The organism is Pontibacter litorisediminis (genome assembly GCF_029360645.1).
Taxonomy (GTDB): Bacteria; Bacteroidota; Bacteroidia; order Cytophagales; family Hymenobacteraceae; genus Pontibacter; species Pontibacter litorisediminis.
In genome coordinates this window covers 354015-371787 of the sequence record NZ_JARDUA010000001.1, presented here as the reverse complement: position 1 = coordinate 371787, position 17773 = coordinate 354015, and the positions used below count along the sequence as shown (strand labels likewise).

Below are 17773 nucleotides of genomic sequence, written 5' to 3'. Positions count from 1 at the left end.
GCTAACTAACATTTACGGATTTGTAGACCACAAGCCCGCTTCCTTCACGAACACACGCCTGTTCAGTTTCAGCTGCGAGATGATCAGTTCTGCAAAGTCTTCCGGCTGCATCACGCGCTCCGGATTACCGTCGGTCAGCTTCAGGTCGATGGCCATGTCGGTGGCTACCGTGCTTGGGGTAAGGGTGCTAACACGGATATTGTGCTTGCGCACCTCCTGCATCAGCGACTCGGACATGCCGATTAAACCGAACTTGGAGGCACTGTAGGCGCTGGTTACAGGAGCCCCTTTTTGCCCGGCGGTAGAGGAGATGTTCACGATGTCGCCTGTCTGGCGCTCGATCATCTCCGGTAGCACGGCGCGCGTCACGTAGTAAGGCCCCAGCAGGTTCACCTTAATGATGCTTTCCCACTTCTCCGGCTCCATTTCCAGGAACTTGGCAAAGGCGCCCACCCCGGCGTTGTTGATCAGAATGTCGATCGGGCCTAACGCCTCACGTGCCTGCGTAACAGCCTGGTTCACGGCGTTGATGTCGGTCACGTCTGCCGTTACCACGGCGGCCTTTACGCCTTTCGCTTTTACGGCCTCGGCTACCTCTTCCAACTGGCTGGTGGTGCGGGCCATGAGCGCCACATTTACCCCTTCCTCGGCTAAAGCAAGGGCAATGGCGCGGCCAATCCCTTTTCCGGCTCCGGTTACCAGTGCGTTCTTTCCTTTTATTGATTCCATACTTTTATACTTTGTTGTTTGTAGCTACAAATATACGCACGTCTGCTTAAAAGTTTATGGTTGGAGGGCAGGAGAAAGTATAGCATCTCCCAATCAAACTACAGCCCCAATAAAGACAGCACCCGGCCATAAAACCGGGTGCTGAATAAATTTATCAGGAGTATTGATATGCTATTCTTTTACAAAACGCTGGTAGAGTTGCTTCTGCCCGTCGTACAGCTCCAGGGTATAGATGCCCTTCGGCAGCTGCGAGACATTCAGGCGGTTGTGCCCGTTTTCTAATTTTACCTGCATCACCTCTGCCCCTGTAACGCTCATAATGCGCACCTGCGTATGCTGGCCTGGCGCTGTTATGTGCAGATAGTCGTGTGTGGGGTTCGGGTATAGCAGGGCAGGGGCAGGCAACGCTTCCCCCAGTTGCTCAACCTTTCCTGCCACTCCACTCCTAGAGGCTGCGGCAACAGCAGCCAATGTATTGCTGATGTTCACGCTGTAGTCCTCCACCTCGCCGTAGCTGAAGGTTTCACAGGCCGTTTGCGCCGCGTTATACTTCATCGATACACGCATGCGCGTAGTTCCGAGCGAGGCAGTTGCTGGCACGTTTACCGTAGCACTGAGGGTGCCGCTGCTGGAGCTGGAGCCGCTTACCACCAGTTCGCCGGAGTCGTCAAAATCACCGTCTTGGTTAAAGTCGATCCAGACCTTCCAGTATTCGGTGTAGGCGCTGCTGGCGAAGCCGGCGCTGATGTAGATCGTGTTGCTGCTTCCCGTCGCCACTGTGGCCATCAGGCTGGTGTTGTCTTTGTAGCCTCCGTCGTTGCCGGACGTCCTGTTGATGCCCGCAAACTGCACCAGGTCAATCCACTCGTAGCTGGAGTTGCTGCCTTTGGAGGCGCAGTAAGACACGCTGCCGGCGCTGGTGGTGAAGCTTGCTGAAGCGGAGTAGGAAGAGCTGCTGCCGGAGCACACCGTGCTCACCTGAAACTCATAGGTGGTACTGGCAGACAAACCAGTTAGGCTACGGCTGGTGGAGGTGCTGCTGACAGTGGCCCAGGCAGTGGCACCGCTGGCCCTGTAGCGCACGTTATAGCTGCTGGCACCCGAAACAGCAGACCAGCTGACCGTGGCCGCACTGCTGCTTATAGTAGACGCAGAAAGCCCGGCTGGCACCGCACAGGCCGTTGGAGCGGAGGAGAAGGAAACGGTATAATCCTCTACCTCACCATACCCAAACGACTCGCAGGAAGTCTGCGCGCCATTATATTTCATCGAGATGCGCATGCGGGTGGTGCCTGTGGCAGAGGCGGCAATGTTCATGGTGCCCGAAACAGCAGTTTTGCTCAAGCCGCCTGCGTCGAACACCAGCTCCCCGGCGTCATCAAAGTCTCCGTCTTTGTTATAGTCTATCCAAATCTTCCAGTACTCGTTGTAGGTGGTGCTGGCAAAGCCGGGCGTAAGTGTTACTGCATTGCTGCTACCTGCCGCCAGACTTATGGTAGTGCCAGTAAAGTCAGAGTAGCCGGCCGCGCCAGAGGTTTTAGTAAAGCTGCCGATCTTCACCCTGGCGATCCACTCGTAAGAAGAATTGCTTCCCTGTGAGGAGCAGTAGGCGATCTCGCCATACTTGCCGCCCACGCCCACCGCGTTCCAGGCGTTGGTGGTCTGGATCACTTCATTGGAGCCTGCGCCAAAGATATCCTCCGCTGATTTTATGGCATAGGTGCGGGCATCTGCGTAATTTGAGTTGGCGGTCATGTACACACTCTCCATGCGGTACACGATCTTGGCGGCACTTTCGATGCCGATGCCGGAGACGTTAAAGCTTACACCCAGGTCGTTGGTGCCCGACTGGCCAACCGATAGAAGATAGAACCAATAGTTGAGTACCCCGCTGTTGGTGTGCACCCCGCCGTTGTCGCCCGAGCCGCTGTACCAGTAGGAACCTTTGTAGGTGTCCGGCTGCTGCTCGGCATTCGGGTTGCTCATGGAGCGCAGCGAGGGGCGCTGCTTGTCTATATCCTCCCCAATGAGCCATGTAGCTTTGTTGGGTGCCGCATAGTACTCTACTGCCGCCGCCCATATATCGGAGAGGCCTTCATTCAGGGCGCCGGACTCGTAGCTGTACACCAGATTGGCAGTATTGGAGCAAACGGCATGGCCGATTTCGTGCGCGCCCACGTCCAGGCTTGTCAAGGCATCAAAACGGGTGGCGCCGTCACCGTACGTCATCACAGAACCATTCCAGAAGGCGTTCTCGTAGCTCTTGTCGAAATGCACGTAGCTTTTGATTTTGGCTCCGTTGCCGTCAAAGCTGTTGCGGTTGTGCTTGTTCTTGAAATAGTCGTAGGTTTTCTGAGCGGCCCAGTGAGCATCCAACGCGGCATTGTCTTTGGCGGTGTTGTTAAACTCTGCCGAAGACCAGTTGTTGTCGCTGTCGGTAAAGTCGGTAGCGGCGTTGTAGCTGGTGCCGGTGTTACAGTTGTAGGTTTCTATGCCGCTGCCGCGGGAGTAGTCGCGCAGGCGGTAAGTGCCGCTGTAGCTGTCGGTGGTGATGTTTTGGGTACCGCTGTAGCGGGTGGCGGCAGCGCCTGTGGCCACGGCATGTTTGATGATGGCATCCTTATGCACGATGTCACCGGAATGTGCATCCACATAAACGTAGTCGCGGCTCAGCGGCTCCATGGCATAGATGTCGAACTTCCAGGCAAGCGTGTGCTCCCCCTGCTTCGCCTTATCCGGGCTGAGGTAATTTTTCACGATCACCAGTTCGCCATCAGGCATAAACGTGGCGCGCGGATTGTTCTTCTCTTTCTTGATCCAGGCCTCCTGATCCTTGTCCTGCCAGGCATAGGCTTTGGCACCAATGTAGGCCAGCGCCCTCTGTAGCGCCGCACGCTCCGGCAGGGCAGGCTTGGTGCTGAGGCCTTTCACTTTTTTCAGCTCGCCGCTCATGGCCTGCACCACACCATTCTTCGAGTGGATGGTGAAATCGCCGTACTCCACGCGCACCTGCTGGTAATACTGTGCGTAGCGCTGGTGCGTCATCCCAAGGTGGTCGGTGTCCTGCTTCTTGAGTTTTAGCTCTTCTTCAGGGCCCATGCCCAGATAGCTTCGCAACGTTTGGGCGGCTTCACTAGCGCGGACCGCCTGGTTTCCGGCGGCTTTAAAATCGATCAGGGTAGGGGCGCCGTTGGCCTCCGCTACGCTGGCTTTCACACGCTGGCCAAAGTTGTCCTGTGCAGACGCCTGCCAGCTCAGCCCACCTATCAACAGGGAGGCTAAAATGTAAACTTTCCTCATACTTGTTATTTAAAAAATTGAACATTAACAATGAGTGAAAGTTGGTTGTGTGAATGTGTAATTCCTGTGTTTTGATTAGTTGGTCTATACGTAAAATTATCCCCAATGCAGCATGTGCTTCATAAGCCGCTGTTTACGTACAGTATTGCTACAACGCAGCTGTAGTAGCTAAAGTTAGAGATTGTACTGAAAATATTTAAATGCAGCTCTAGTTTATTTTTAGGAATAGCATGTTATCAAGATGGTGCATGTTGCTACATTGATTCATATGATAGCTTTCTGTGCAGTAAACACAATTTTACAGCCTGTGTTACAACAAGCTTTTGCAGCCTTTGGTGTTCTGTAAAACGTGGTGGGGCAGGAGTTGCTACAACAGAAGATTGGAGCGGAGTTGCAGTAGCAACTCGTCCCGCTGCCGCAGTGCCTGCCCGTTTATACTTGCCACAGCCCTGATTCCGGTCACGTTGGAGCAAAACACCGCCTCCGCGTGCAGCAGTTCTTCCGGCGCTTGCAGCACCTCCTGCACCTGAAGCCGCTGCAGACTGCCCCACTTAAGTATAATGCGCCGCAGAATACCGTTCACGCACCCGGTCTGCAGGTCAGGGGTGTAAAGCGTGTTATGCTTTAGCCAAAAGATGTTGGAGGAGGTGAGCTCGGCCACCATTCCGTGGCTGTTGAGCAGCAGCATATCGTCTTTGTGCCGTTGCTGCTTTTCCAGTCCGGCCAGCACATACAGCGGCGCGTTAGGGCCTTTGAAACCGGAAAGGGGTGTATGAACGGAATGCACGCTTTGGCATATACCGAGGTGCAGTGGCTGCAGTACGGCGGGAGCCGCGGGTGTTATACTTGCCAACCAGTTTGCACGGCTTGTTTCCGGGGTGTACAGCCCGGCGCCCGCCCGCCATACTTTCAGCTTAATCCGCCCATACTTTTCGGCGCCTGCTTGCCGCGCCAGCTGCAGTAGTTTCTCCTCACAGCGCCCCTCCGCTAACGACAGCGGAAGCTCCAGCCGAAGGGCTTCGGCCGCCTCCTGCATCCGCTGCTGGTGCTGCTGCCAAAACCTGATCCGCCCATCTACAAGTATAGCTGTCTCAAAAAAACCGTCATTGTACTGAAAAGCCCTGTCCGTTAGCGGCAGGCGCAGTTCCGACTCTAAAAGAAGCTGATCGTTGTAAAGTATGAACAAGGGGCTTGTGCTTTGGTTAAAGTATAAAAGTAAAGTATAAGCGCGACACTTGTGCGGTGAAAGTCTTAAAAACCGGCCTGCTTGCATCGCGTACAACAAAGTATAAGTTTTCCTGATATGATTACAAAACGCTTACCCTTTCTTGTTTCCTTTTTTCTGTGCCTGCTTTCCTGCTCGGATTCTCCCACCACCGACCGCTTTCAGATGACAGGCAGTGACGCCATGGCCCAGGAGGTGGAGGAAGATACCGTTGGCTTGCCGAGCGCGGTGTTTGCGGGTGGTTGCTTCTGGTGCACCGAGGCGTACTTCGAGCGGCTCAAAGGAGTGAAAGCCGTGATATCAGGGTACGCTGGCGGCAAAAAGCAGAATCCCACGTACCAGCAGGTAAGCTCGGGCCTCACCGACCACGCCGAGGCGGTAGAAGTATACTACAACCCGCGCCAGATAACGTATCCGGAGCTGCTGGAGGTGTTTTTTGCCACGCATGACCCTACCACGCTCAACCGCCAGGGGCCCGATGTGGGCAAGCAGTACCGCTCCATTGTTTTTTATAAGACCCCGGAGGAGAAGAAGCAGGTGGAAGCCTATATCCGGCAGCTGGAGGAGGCGGGCACCTATAAAAACCGGATCGTGACAAAAGTACAGCCTCTCGTGAAGTTCTGGCCAGCAGAGGACTACCATCAGGACTACTATCGGCGCAACCCGGATGACCCTTACGTAGTATCGGTGGCCAGGCCGAAGGTGCTGAAGTTCGAAGACAACTTTCGGAACAAGCTAAAGCCGGCATATCTTAAATAGAGGATCACAGATATCTATTTTACCACCACACCCGTAGTAGGGGCAGCATTCATAACAAACAAAACATAAAACTATGGGATTCATTATTGACTTACTCGTGAGCGCCGGCGTGATACTGTTGCTGGCCTACATCATGCCCAGTGTGCATGTCAAGAGCTTCTGGACGGCGCTATGGGTGGCCTTTCTGATCGGCCTTTTCAATGCCACCATCGGCTGGATTCTGGGAGGGATTCTGAATCTGGTTTCGTTCTTTTTGATAGAGGCGATTGTGAGCGTCATTGTAACCGCGCTTATGATCAAGCTCGTGGATAAGTTGGTCGGCAATTTTAAGGTAGACGGTTTTTTACCGGCTATTATCATTGCCATAGCCACTGCCGTGGCGCTGTACCTGGTAGGCATGGCCCGCGGCGATGGTGACGGCGACTACTCCTTGCAACAGGACAATCAGCTGAGAATAGAATACGTAGCGGCTGCATAAGCCTCACACATGCATCAAAAAGCCTGTGCTACGCGAAGTGGCACAGGCTTTTTTGCTTCTGTTGCTCCAACTGTTTACGTATACTTGCTGCGGCTCTACGGCAGCTGTGGCAGCTGCTCCATTTCCTCCGGCGTAAATATCCTTGACCGAATGTGGAAGCGCAAACCCAGCGGAATCTCCAGTGAGAAGCTGGAGCCGCGGCCCGGTATAACGTCCAGCGTTAGTTGGGTGTGCTTCCAGTATTCGTATTGGTCGCGGGCGATGTAGAACTTGCACCCGTGCACCTCGCCCAGGAGCACATCGCTGTCGCCCACTTTAAACTCACCATCCTCAAAACACATGGGCTGGGAGCCGTCGCAACAGCCGCCACTCTGGTGAAACATCAGCGGGCCGTGCTGGTCCCGGAGTTTGTCGATCACCTGCTTGGCCTCTTCCGTTATTTCTACACGAGCTACCTTTTCCATACCTTATACTTTAAAAAAAGCCCCGCCGGCTTTACACAGGCAGGGGCTTTGGGTTGTGTGTTTTAATTAAAAGAAACCGAGTTTATTCTTGTTGTAGGAGATGAGCATGTTCTTGGTCTGGCGGTAATGGTTCAGCATCATCTTGTGGGTCTCGCGACCGAAGCCAGATTTTTTATAGCCGCCAAAAGGCGCATGCGCCGGGTAGTGGTGATAGCAGTTCACCCACACGCGGCCTGCCTGTATGGCGCGCGGCACCTGATAGATCTCATGCGCATCGCGGGTCCAGAGGCCGGCACCCAAGCCATAAAGCGTATCGTTGGCCAGTTCAATGGCTTCTTCTACTGTCTTAAAGGTGGTCACCGAAGACACTGGTCCAAAGATCTCCTCCTGAAACACGCGCATCTTGTTGTTGCCCTTAAAAATGGTTGGTTGAATATAATAGCCGTTCTCCAGGCCACTGTTCAGGCTGGCAACGCCACCGCCGCAAAGCACTTCGGCACCTTCCTGCTTGCCAATATCCATGTAAGAGAGAATCTTTTCGAACTGGTCGTTGGAGGCCTGTGCGCCCATCATGGTATCTTCTGCCAACGGGTGCCCCACTTTGATGTCCTTGGTGCGCTGGATCACACGCTCCATAAAGCGGTCGAAGATGCTCTCGTGCACCAGCATGCGCGACGGGCAGGTACACACCTCGCCCTGGTTCAGGGCAAACATCACGGCACCCTCCACGCACTTGTCGAAGAACTCATCGTCGGCATCGGCAATGCTTGGCATAAAGATGTTTGGTGATTTGCCGCCTAGCTCCATCGTTACCGGCACCAGGTTCTCAGAAGCGTACTGCATAATTAAGCGGCCAGTAGTAGTTTCGCCGGTAAAGGCAACTTTGGCTACGCGAGGAGAGGAGGCAAGCGGTTTGCCTGCTTCAGGACCGAAACCTGTCACCACGTTTAGCACGCCGGCTGGCACAATGTCCTGGATCAACTCCATCAGCAGCATGATGCTGGTAGGCGTTTGCTCGGCGGGTTTCATCACCACACAGCAACCGGCGGCCAGGGCAGGAGCCATTTTCCAGGTAGCCATCAGCAGCGGGAAGTTCCAGGGGATGATCTGGCCTACCACCCCGATCGGCTCCTGCAGGTTTATACTTATCGTGAACTCATCGTGCTCCGACATGGTGCTTTCGTCGGCGCGGATAACGCCGGCAAAGTAACGGAAGTGGTCGATACAGAGCGGAATGTCCGCAGCGCGTGTCTCACGGATCGCCTTGCCATTGTCTACGGTCTCGGCTCTGGCCAGCATTTCTGCATTTTGCTCCATTACGTTGGCGATGTCCAGCAGAACCTTGCTTCGTGCGGCGGCAGAGGCTTTAGACCAGGACTTGAAGGCTTTATGGGCCGCATCCAGGGCTTTTTCTATGTCCTCTTTGTTGCCACGCGCTGCCTTGGTGAAAGGCTTGCCATCGATAGGAGATATATTGTCAAAGTACTCGCCGCTGGCGGGCGCTACCCACTCGCCACCGATAAAGTGATCGTACTTCTCTTTAAACTGAGGCCGCTCCAGCACTGCGGGCTTTTCCATTGCTACTGTATCCATAGGTTTTAACTTTTGGGTTTAAAAGAATGATAGTTAAAGGTCAGTAATCACTCATTTTCTTTCTCCGCTTATTGTCTATTTAATTATACTTATCGTATCAAATTGATATTAAAAGAGAATTTTCCTAGATTTAGACATGCCTCTAAAGTATAAACTGCAGCAAATACCCCTGCTTGAAGAGCGATCTTTGTTTACCCTGGTCGAAAACAGGTCTGTCTATAGTATGGATGCCTGTGAGCTGAATGTGTTTGAGACACACCAGCAGGCAAAGGAGGTAAATCTGAAGTTTGATGACTGGGTACTGACCAGCATGTTGCGGGGAAAGAAAGTGATGCACCTGGCCGACAAGCCCGGATTTGAGTACCTGCCCGGTGAGTCGGTGATTGTGCCGCCAAGTGAGCTGATGAAGATAGATTTCCCGGAGGCAGGCAAAGAAACCCCCACACAATGTTTGGCGCTTGCCATTTCTGCCGAACAAATCCAGTCCACTATCCAGCTGCTGAACGAGCGCCACGCCAAGGCAGAGCAGGGGGAGGAGTGGCGCATCAGCTCGGAGCATTTGCACCTGGCAAACAACCTAGAGCTGGCCGACATCATTAACCGGCTCATCAAGATCAGCCTGAACGACCACAGCCGGGAGAAGGACATCCTGGCGAACCTGGCGCTGCGGGAGCTGTTGGTGAGGCTGATGCAGACGCAGGCCCGAGCCTTTTTTGAGCAGAACTACAAGCGCCTGGCCAGCCACAACCGGTTCGGGTTCATCATTCAGTACATCAAGGAGAACATCACCTCTAAAATTGATGTAAACAAGCTGAGCGAGAAAGCCTGCATGAGCCGCGCTAATTTTTTCCGGAAGTTCAAGGAGGAGTTCGGCTATACTCCCGCCGACTATATACTGAAAGAGCGCATCCGCTTAGCCAGAACATACCTGCAAAACCCCGGCAACTCCGTAACACAGGCTTGCTACCTGGCGGGGTTCCAGAACCTGAATTACTTTATCCGGGCTTTTAAAAAAGAGGTAGGCACCACACCGAAAGCTTTCCAGCTGGGGCTTCAGGAGTAATTATCACAACATTTACCTTCTTAGACAGCCACCCGGTACATTTGCTCACAAGCAGATTTGCATAGAAGCTATCCGCTGCCTTAGTTGTACTGGATGATTCTCTTTTCCTGGCTGCTTTGCATCGCCAATTCTATTACTCTAATCGTGTTGCGTGCCTGCTCCGGTTTTACCACCAGCTCCTCCTGCCCAAGTATGGCTTTGTACACATTCTGGTATAAGCCACGGTAATCGCCTGCTTCACTTTCAACTTTACCTCTAACGTTCAGCCCTTTTATACTTGTGTTCAACGTTCCCCAGCGCTCCTCCGGCTCTATCCCCCAATTGGCAGTGTCTGCCGGAAAGTGGCCAGCCTTCAGGTGCTCTTCCTGCACATCCATGCCATACTTCACAAAAGAGCCTTCGGTGCCATGCAACACAAAATGAGGCCCCAGCTCCCGTACCAGCATACTTGCTTTTAGAATGGCTTTCAGCCCTTCGTACTGCAGCACAAGCTCAAAGTAATCCGGGATTTGAGACCCCGTCCGCTGCACGCGTATATCGGCGTATACTTCCTTTGGCTCGCCAAACAGGTACAGCGCCTGATCAATCAGGTGTGCCCCCAGGTCATAAAGGATGCCGGACCCGGGCAGGTCTTCCTCTTTCCAGGTGTTCGGCTTTATCTCGTTCCGGAACCTGTCGAAGTGGGCCTCGTACTCCACCAGGTTGCCCAGCAACTGCGACTGCACCAGCTTCTGCACCGTTTTAAAGTCACTGTCCCAGCGCCGGTTCTGGTATACGGTCAGCACCTTGTCTTTTTCCTTTGCCAGGGCAATCAACTCTTCGGCTTCGGCGCTCGTTATCGTAAAGGGCTTGTCAACCAGCACATGCTTTCCGGCCTGCAGGGCGGCTTTAGCGAGGCTGAAGTGGGTAGGGTTGGCGGTGGCGATCACCACAAAGTCTATACTTGCATCTCCGAATATGTCCTGCTCCTGCGCCACTACCTCAACATGCGGGTACCGCTGCCTGGCCAGTTCCACGCTTTCGGCGCGGTTGGCTTTGATCTTTTTCAGGTTGAGGCCAGGCACGGTTGAGATAAAGGGTGCATGAAAGATCCTTCCGGCCATTCCGTATCCCAGGAGCCCTACATTTATATTTTTGCTCATGTGTATTCTAATTAACCTTGTGTAGCAAATTTGGCGAAGCCTCATCCAAAGTAAGCCAATAATCTGCTTTTGCCTATACGCCATAGCTACATCCGCGTAAACTATAGCTGTCTTTTTTGATGGTATTGAACATTCAACTTACAATATAATAAACTACGGATGAGAAAAAGAAAGCTAGGAAAACAAGGATTGGAAGTATCGGCGCTCGGCCTTGGCTGCATGGGCATGTCAGACTTCTACAGCAACCGCGACGATAAGGAATCTATAGCCACCATACACCTGGCCCTGGAGCTGGGGGTGAATTTTCTGGACACGGCCGATATGTATGGCGTAGGTGCCAACGAAGAACTAATTGGCAAGGCTGTTGCCGACAGAAGGGACCAGGTAATTATAGCCACTAAATTCGGTAACGTACGGGGAAAAGACGGCAGTTTCCTGGGCATCAACGGAAAGCCGGAGTATGTGAGGCAGGCCTGTGAGGCCAGCCTTAAGCGGCTAGGGGTAGACCACATCGACCTGTATTACCAACACCGGGTAGATAAGAACACACCAATAGAGGACACAGTTGGTGCTATGGCCGAACTGGTGAAAGAGGGGAAGGTGCGGTACCTGGGGCTTTCCGAGGCTGGCGTGGAAACAATCAAAAGAGCCCACAAGGTACACCCGATCACAGCACTGCAGACGGAATACTCGTTGTGGAGCCGCGATGTGGAAGACAACATCCTGCCTGCCTGCCGTGAGCTGGGCATTGGCTTTGTACCGTATAGTCCGTTAGGCAGGGGCTTCCTGACTGGTCAGATCAAAACATTCGATGACCTTGCCGAAGACGACTATAGAAGACAGTCCCCACGCTTCCAGGGTGAGAATTTCCAGAAGAACCTGGACCTGGTGCAAAAAATAGAGGAGCTGGCTGGGCAGAAAGGGTGTACGCCGTCGCAGCTGGCGCTGGCGTGGCTGCTGGCACAAGGGGAGGACCTGGTGCCCATTCCGGGAACCAAACGCCGCAAATACCTTGAGGAAAATGTAGGCGCCCTGGATGTAGCGCTTACGCCGGACGAGCTGCGGCAAATCGAGGCCGTTGCTCCGAAAGGTGTTGCTGCCGGAGGCAGGTACCGCGAAGAGCAGATGTCAAACGTGAACGTATAACGATAGCTTATACTTATAGCCCCGTGCTTTATGGTGCGGGGCTATAAGAAATAAGGCGCTTTTTAAACGGAGCTCTCTATTGCCCCAGTTTCTACTTCTTCTTCACTAGCTGGGCGCTCTGTTTCGGCCACAATGCGGCTAAGATCCGTGAGAATGCTACCCATGTCCTGTAGCACAGGCGGGGAAGTAACCAAGGGCAGGCTCTCCAGGCAGCGGGCCTGTTCCTGCCTTGCTAGCTGAATCGCCTCGTATAGCCTGTCCATCTTTTCCCCAGACCGGTCGACAATCGTTTGGCCGAAGGCGTCGATGCAATTGGCTGTAGCCGCCACCGCCAAATTAAGTTGCGCTTTTCCTGCGTAACTGCCCTGGAAGGTGCTGTTCAGCTGCAGGTCAGCTAGGCTTCTCCTGATCCCCCTGATTTGTATGGTAATGCTTCTTAATAGCCGGAGGTCGGCTCCCAGGCGTTTTAAGGTTTCGCGTTTGTGGGTGAGCAAGGGGTTATACTTTAAACTCTGCTCCGCCAGTTCAAAAGCCTTTCGACAATCTGCCGCTTCCTTTATCAGTTTATTCACCTCTGTTCTGCCTGTCTTTAAGCGTGTACCGGAGTTGTTCAGCAGCGCAGTAAGTCCCTGCAGGGTAGTAGCACATAACTTACAGTAGGCGGTTATGCGCTTCTCCACCTGCGGTACTGCGTCTAGCGGAATGATCAAGGCATTGATCAGCACGGCTATGCCTGAGCCAAGTATCGTTTCAAAGATACGCTCATAGGCATAGGCCGCTTTTGTCTGCCCGAAAGCCAGGACCAGCAGCGAGCTGATCGCCACCTGCGAAATGATCTGTGGGTTCATTCGGAAGGCTTTGGCTATTCCCATTCCAATCAAAATGATAAAGAAGATAGAAACAGTGCCGATGTCGAACCAGTGGCCCAGGAGCATGCTGATTAAAACACCTCCAATAATGCCGATGATGCGTTGCGAAGCTTTGTTAACAGAGTCTGCCACCGTCACCTGCACAGTAATGATGGCCGCCACTGCCGCAAAGTAGGGGTACTCGGAGTGCAGCAGGCTAGAGGCAATAAACCAGGAAATGGCAGCGGCAAAGGCTGTTTTCACGATCTGCAAGGTCAGCCCAAGCTTGCTCAATATGTTTAAAAGCCTGTTCATTGGAGATCCATACTTGTGCCAAGGATTTAAATTAGCTCTCTGTAGTAGAATGCTTAAGTCCTGCTACATTTTATACTAGGTTACCCTTTTTGGTAAGCGCGTTTTCTTGCAGCTCGTGTTACACGTCAAATAAAGAAATATAGTTAGGTGCTTCAACTTTTCATAGCTTTAAAACGTGTTGGTGGCCACAGCCTTACCTTTTGGTAAAGAGGTAATTGAAACTTATTTTGAGGCTATTGTGCCGGAAGGAAGCATTGAGACCAGGCTCTAGTACTTTATAATAAACAAGGCCCAGGTCATACTTATCTGAACTGATCACACCCACCCGCAGCGGCACGGAATACCACAGGTTATATAAAGCGGCGTAGTTGTCTCTGGTTGTCGTATAATCGGGTTGCCCCGTGCTGTTACCGTAGTAATACCTGCTGACCCGCAACGTGTTCTTTGTGAAGGAGGAGTAAGTGGCTTCAATACCCCCGCCAACATAAAGCTTTAGCTCATCCGTATGGTAGAGGTTATAGATGATTTGGGGGCTAAAAGAGAAGGAATAGTAGCTAAGGTCGTACTCATTGTTCTCCCGCGAATCAGTACCGGCCCACCTTCTTACCTTCTGAATAGTATGGTTTACCTGTGAGGCCGTTAGCTCGGAACGAATGAGCAGGCGCCTGGTATGGCGGTTCAGGAAGGTATCGAAACCCACCACAAGGGCAGGAGAGTAAGCAACAGACATTTGTTGGCTTTCTTTGGAGCCGTCTATCTCCCTATAGCTCATGGTGCCCCTAAGCAGGCCGGCACCAAGCAGCAACCTGTTTTTGGAGAGCTTCTTCTCCAGCTGCTCACTTTGACCTTCGCTTAGCCCGTTGATCAGGTGAACCACTTGGCGTAATTCTTTCTCTGTGTATTTTACTTTTTTGATCTTGTGTTCCAGCGCTGCGGTGCCTCGGCCATACTTAGTAGCGAGTCCCCACAACTGCCCCCTATAGGGGGTCAAAGATTGAATAGAACGCAGGTTCTGGGCATCCAGGTGCTTTACATACACTAGTTCCTGCGCAGTAGCATGTTGCCTATCCTTTACAAAATACCTTGTTTTGATGCCGTCCGTAAAGGAAAGGAGAGAGATAAAGGGGCCAGTGGCGATCTCTTTTAAAAACACGGTATCGGTTACCGCGGCAAGGTCAGGCCCCGTCGGAAAGGTACCCGTCGTAAGGGAGTTCATGCTGATGGGGCCACTATACTTCTGATAAGCCTCATATCCTGTCACCTCAAAAAAGTCGCTGTTCTGCGCTGTAAAACGTCGGCTTACGGTAGAGGCCTGGCTGATCTTGAATTGGATGGACTCAGGGCTTTTTATCCACTCCTGGTAATTGATGTATCCACGCAGGGTGTCTCCGTTCGTGACCACTACGCCTGGTTTGAAGTTAACCTGAGCCAAGGTGATGCATGGGGCTGTCAACAGCAAGAATAAAAGCGTATAGACTGTTTTCATGTAGGAGGGTGCTTATGGAAAAATACCGCTACTTTAAATCGCTATCCCTAGATATACGGATGTTCAGTTAAAACAGCGGCAGTTGCCATGGTTATCTCCTTACCGGGCGCAGATACCCTTATAGGCGCACCACTGGCACACATCCAGGTCTTTGGTTTTCTGGATTGGCTCCTCCGGATCCAGCATGCGGCGCACGAAATCGCCCAACAGCTCTTCCGAAGCCTCCACAAAATCCTTCGGTGTGGCACCGTCTTCCTCCATAAAATTAAACTCCGACGACAGCACGCCCGGCTCCAGGTTGCGGAAGGAGAGGATGCCGGATTTGGGGTTTAAGCTTAGCGGCGCGATGTGACTGGCGTTGCGAAGTATAGTTTGCGGTTGCTCCTCCAGCACCCGCTTCAGCACGTACTCGTATAGCCAAAGCTGCCGCGCCTTACTATACTTTTGATCGGTGAGAAAATGCAGCGCCACATCCTCCGGCTTTATGCGCAGCTGGTTTTGCTCCACCTTGCCGGTCTTGTAGTCGATCACGCGCAGCTCGTGGCCGGTCAGGTCGATGCGGTCAGCTTTGCCGGCGATGCGCACATTTACCACCTCGTCGCCCACCTGCACCGGAAGTATGGTGGCCAGGGTTTCCTCCAGGCGCAGCACGTACAGCGGCAACTCCTCCGAATCCTTCAGCTTTTGCAGGTATTTGTCCAGCACCTCCACGGCAACTTTGTAGAGCAGGTAATTCATGCCGCGCTCCGGTTTGGCACCCAGCGTAACTTTACTGAATTCTGCTTTTACCTTATCCGGCAGCGCCTGTAGCATCTGCTCCACATGCCCGGCAAGTATGGGCTCGCCGCTTTGCTCATGTGGGCGGAAAAAATCCTCCAGCACCTGGTGCACGATGGTGCCGAACTGGTCAGCACCCAACTGCTCCTCTACCTCATCTACCTCCTGCATTTTGGCGATGCGGGTAAAGTAGTACTGCAGGGAGCAATTGATGTACATGTTCAGGTGCGAAGGATAAAGGCCACGCTCCAGCTCCTGCCGCAGCTGCCCAATCACCTCCGGTGATTTCCCCACCACGATATCCTCTTCGTATGCGCGCATTTCCTGCTGCTCTACCGCTGCGATCATGTCGCGAAACCTGATCTTGGGGTTGCGCAGCGCCAGATCATTTTGCAACTGAAGTATAAACCGGCTTTTCTCACCCGAGCCGTAGGTGTCGGAAGGTAGCACGTAAAGCAGGTTCACTTTCTTGGCGCGCTGCAGCAGGCGGTAGAAGTTGTAGGCCATGGCGCCCTCTGTTTCGGCATAGGTCGGCAGCCCGAACTCCCGCAGCACATCGTAGGGCATCAGGCTCTCCTGGCGCTTCGGCGCCGGCAGCACGTTTTCGTTTACCGACAGGATGATCAGGTTCTCGAAATCCAGCGCGCGCGTTTCCAGCATACCCATGATCTGCACCTCTGAGATCGGCTCCCCGCTGAACGGCAACCTGGTCTGAGAGATCAACTCATACAAAAACTTGCGGAAACTACGCACCGAAATTTTGTGCTCCCGGCAGTCGAAAATGGTATCCAGGCGCTTGACCAAGGTATAAAAGATGTAGAGGTACTCCGTCTCGATGCTGTTGCGGCCGTGCGTGTATACCTGGCGAAGCAGCTCGATGAGCTCATACATGGCCACGATGATGTCGTCGCAGTCGCGCCAGGTGCGGAACAGTACCTCGAAGAGTGGGTGGTGCTGGCTCAGGTCGATGAGTTCCTGCGCCGTGATGAGCACGCGGTTCTCCCGCACCATCTTGTCCAGCACCTGCTGAATCATGCCATGGTACTTAGCCTGCTCCGGATCATCGTTTAAGGACAGCTCATAGCGCCGGATAAAAGGGTGGGTGAGCAGCTTAGTGACGCTGAGGTGGTGGTACTGGTATACTTTATAGCCCGAGTTCTGCAGTTGCGTCACGCCCGTCAGGTGCACCTCAAAGAGCAGGTCGATGAGGTTGAACAGCGGCGTACCACGGAAACTGAGGCCCATGGTGACGTTATAAGTCGGTACATCCTCCGGGATGGAATGCAGCACCGGCAGGAGCAGGGTTTCATCGGGCAACACGATGGCGGTTTGGGCATGCGGGTTCTGCTCGCGAATCTCCTGCAGCAGTTGCCCCGCCAGTTTGCCCTGCATGCTGGCATTGGCCACACCAATCACGTTGATCCCTTTCTCGTCCGTTAGCAGCAGGTTCTGTTGCCAGCGCCACTCAGGCAAATTCCAGGTGCTTTTGTACTGGCGCAAAAAGCTTCCGGCGCGGTTGCTCAGGCCCTGCTCGTCCATGTAAAAATCATCCGTATCAAAAAGCACCTCCGCCTTATCGTGCTTTAGTAATGTTCGAATGATCTTTTCTTCGGAGCGGGTGAGGCTGTTAAGGCCAATGAAGATGTACTGCTGGCAGTCACTGTCCTTGGCGATACTTTCTATACTTTTAGCCACCTTCCGGAAAGCCATACCGGTGTAGGCCTGCTTGTTGGCCAGCAGCCGGTCCTGCAGTTTGTGGTAGGTTTTCTCAATGTTATCCCAGAGGCTGAAATACTTTTTGAGGGTAGGGGAGAGCTCCTTGCCCAGGAACTTCGGGTCCCAGCGCTCCAGCGCCTTCGCCTCGCCCAGGTACTCAAACAGCTTCTTCGTGTCCACCAGGTTCTGGTCGATGCGGCTGAAGTCCTCCAGCAAGGTGCCGGCCCAGGTCACGAAGTTGTCGAAGTCGAGCTTCGGGTCCTGCTCACGCATGAGGTCAAACAGCTCCAGTTGCAGGTTTATCGGCTCCAGCACATCCGTTTTGGAGAGGCTGCGGATAAAGTCCTCCATGGCATACACCTCCGGAGACCAGATTGGCTCGGGGGCCGCCTGCGCCAGCGCGGTTTTAAAGAAAAAGCTCGCACGCCTGGAAGGAAGCACAATGCACAGTTCGCTGATGTTCTCCTTATACTTCTCGTAAACGTATTTAGCCGTTAGCTCCAGAAAGGTTTGCACGGAGGAATGATTTTGAATGGGTGAATGAGTGATTGAATGTACAGACTAACTTTTATGTCATTCTAAAAGATCTTGTTTGAGATTCGCCAATGACTTAGCCCTCCAGTCCAAGATTCTTTCAGGATGAGAGTACCATTACTTTTTACCTCTGGTGAAAGCCTCCACCTGTGTCAGGTAGGTTAATTCTGTACATCTTAAAATCCTGTAGATCCTGAC

Annotated in this window: 13 protein-coding genes; 4 read left to right on the top strand and 9 right to left on the bottom strand. The window is 53.1% G+C overall.

The window, feature by feature from the left end; translation table 11 throughout:
- Positions 1 to 12 precede the first annotated feature (12 nt).
- The 3 genes from PXG97_RS01670 to PXG97_RS01660 all read right to left on the bottom strand — a co-directional run bounded on the left by PXG97_RS01670 (position 13) and on the right by PXG97_RS01660 (position 5215).
- Positions 13 to 729 (bottom strand): 3-ketoacyl-ACP reductase, encoded by a 717-nt coding sequence (locus PXG97_RS01670; RefSeq protein ID WP_276495977.1) that lies wholly within the window; start codon positions 727 to 729, stop codon positions 13 to 15.
- 171 nt (positions 730 to 900) lie between these two features.
- Positions 901 to 4029, bottom strand: a complete 3129-nt coding sequence (locus PXG97_RS01665; protein WP_276495976.1) for a M4 family metallopeptidase — start codon at positions 4027 to 4029, stop codon at positions 901 to 903.
- 367 nt (positions 4030 to 4396) lie between these two features.
- Positions 4397 to 5215 carry an aminotransferase class IV gene (locus tag PXG97_RS01660; RefSeq protein WP_276495975.1) on the bottom strand — a complete coding sequence of 273 codons (819 nt, stop codon included), beginning with the start codon at positions 5213 to 5215 and terminating at the stop codon, positions 4397 to 4399.
- Positions 5216 to 5332: 117 nt separating this feature from the next.
- On the opposite strand from PXG97_RS01660, the gene msrA reads away from it, so the two are divergent.
- Together msrA and PXG97_RS01650 are read left to right on the top strand one after the other, a co-directional pair.
- The gene (gene msrA, locus PXG97_RS01655; RefSeq protein WP_276495974.1) at positions 5333 to 6013 is read left to right on the top strand and encodes a peptide-methionine (S)-S-oxide reductase MsrA; all 681 of its coding nucleotides are present in this window, start codon (positions 5333 to 5335) and stop codon (positions 6011 to 6013) included.
- 73 nt (positions 6014 to 6086) lie between these two features.
- Positions 6087 to 6491: a phage holin family protein gene (locus PXG97_RS01650; protein WP_276495973.1), complete on the top strand. Its 405-nt coding sequence runs from the start codon at positions 6087 to 6089 to the stop codon at positions 6489 to 6491.
- Positions 6492 to 6586: 95 nt separating this feature from the next.
- Here the strand turns inward: PXG97_RS01650 and PXG97_RS01645 are convergent, their stop codons facing one another.
- Both PXG97_RS01645 and PXG97_RS01640 read right to left on the bottom strand, forming a co-directional pair.
- Positions 6587 to 6955, bottom strand: a complete 369-nt coding sequence (locus tag PXG97_RS01645; protein ID WP_276495972.1) for a DUF779 domain-containing protein — start codon at positions 6953 to 6955, stop codon at positions 6587 to 6589.
- 66 nt (positions 6956 to 7021) lie between these two features.
- Positions 7022 to 8548: an aldehyde dehydrogenase family protein gene (locus PXG97_RS01640; protein WP_276495971.1), complete on the bottom strand. Its 1527-nt coding sequence runs from the start codon at positions 8546 to 8548 to the stop codon at positions 7022 to 7024.
- Between the two features lie 223 nt (positions 8549 to 8771).
- Here PXG97_RS01640 and PXG97_RS01635 point away from each other — a divergent pair, with 223 nt between their 5' ends.
- A complete protein-coding gene (locus tag PXG97_RS01635; protein WP_276495970.1) occupies positions 8772 to 9611 on the top strand; it encodes an AraC family transcriptional regulator in 840 nt (279 codons plus the stop codon).
- 80 nt (positions 9612 to 9691) lie between these two features.
- Here PXG97_RS01635 and PXG97_RS01630 read toward each other — a convergent pair whose 3' ends face one another.
- The gene (locus PXG97_RS01630; protein WP_276495969.1) at positions 9692 to 10753 is read right to left on the bottom strand and encodes an oxidoreductase; all 1062 of its coding nucleotides are present in this window, start codon (positions 10751 to 10753) and stop codon (positions 9692 to 9694) included.
- Positions 10754 to 10912: 159 nt separating this feature from the next.
- Between PXG97_RS01630 and PXG97_RS01625 the strand changes: the two genes are divergently transcribed.
- Positions 10913 to 11899, top strand: a complete 987-nt coding sequence (locus PXG97_RS01625) for an aldo/keto reductase (RefSeq protein ID WP_276495968.1) — start codon at positions 10913 to 10915, stop codon at positions 11897 to 11899.
- A 62-nt stretch (positions 11900 to 11961) separates the two neighbouring features.
- Here the strand turns inward: PXG97_RS01625 and PXG97_RS01620 are convergent, their stop codons facing one another.
- From PXG97_RS01620 to PXG97_RS01610, 3 genes are all read right to left on the bottom strand, one after another.
- Positions 11962 to 13062 carry an FUSC family protein gene (locus PXG97_RS01620; RefSeq protein WP_276495967.1) on the bottom strand — a complete coding sequence of 367 codons (1101 nt, stop codon included), beginning with the start codon at positions 13060 to 13062 and terminating at the stop codon, positions 11962 to 11964.
- Between the two features lie 193 nt (positions 13063 to 13255).
- The gene (locus tag PXG97_RS01615) at positions 13256 to 14548 is read right to left on the bottom strand and encodes a hypothetical protein (RefSeq protein WP_276495966.1); all 1293 of its coding nucleotides are present in this window, start codon (positions 14546 to 14548) and stop codon (positions 13256 to 13258) included.
- 99 nt (positions 14549 to 14647) lie between these two features.
- Positions 14648 to 17557 carry a PD-(D/E)XK nuclease family protein gene (locus PXG97_RS01610; protein ID WP_276495965.1) on the bottom strand — a complete coding sequence of 970 codons (2910 nt, stop codon included), beginning with the start codon at positions 17555 to 17557 and terminating at the stop codon, positions 14648 to 14650.
- Positions 17558 to 17773: the final 216 nt, after the last annotated feature.

Coding starts and splice junctions, on each gene's coding strand:
- PXG97_RS01670 (WP_276495977.1), bottom strand. CDS start 729: ATGGAATCAATAAAAGGAAAGAACGCACTGGTAACCGGAGCCGGAAAA.
- PXG97_RS01665 (WP_276495976.1), bottom strand. CDS start 4,029: ATGAGGAAAGTTTACATTTTAGCCTCCCTGTTGATAGGTGGGCTGAGC.
- msrA (WP_276495974.1), top strand. CDS start 5,333: ATGATTACAAAACGCTTACCCTTTCTTGTTTCCTTTTTTCTGTGCCTG.
- PXG97_RS01650 (WP_276495973.1), top strand. CDS start 6,087: ATGGGATTCATTATTGACTTACTCGTGAGCGCCGGCGTGATACTGTTG.
- PXG97_RS01645 (WP_276495972.1), bottom strand. CDS start 6,955: ATGGAAAAGGTAGCTCGTGTAGAAATAACGGAAGAGGCCAAGCAGGTG.
- PXG97_RS01640 (WP_276495971.1), bottom strand. CDS start 8,548: ATGGATACAGTAGCAATGGAAAAGCCCGCAGTGCTGGAGCGGCCTCAG.
- PXG97_RS01635 (WP_276495970.1), top strand. CDS start 8,772: ATGGATGCCTGTGAGCTGAATGTGTTTGAGACACACCAGCAGGCAAAG.
- PXG97_RS01630 (WP_276495969.1), bottom strand. CDS start 10,753: ATGAGCAAAAATATAAATGTAGGGCTCCTGGGATACGGAATGGCCGGA.
- PXG97_RS01625 (WP_276495968.1), top strand. CDS start 10,913: ATGAGAAAAAGAAAGCTAGGAAAACAAGGATTGGAAGTATCGGCGCTC.
- PXG97_RS01620 (WP_276495967.1), bottom strand. CDS start 13,062: ATGAACAGGCTTTTAAACATATTGAGCAAGCTTGGGCTGACCTTGCAG.
- PXG97_RS01615 (WP_276495966.1), bottom strand. CDS start 14,548: ATGAAAACAGTCTATACGCTTTTATTCTTGCTGTTGACAGCCCCATGC.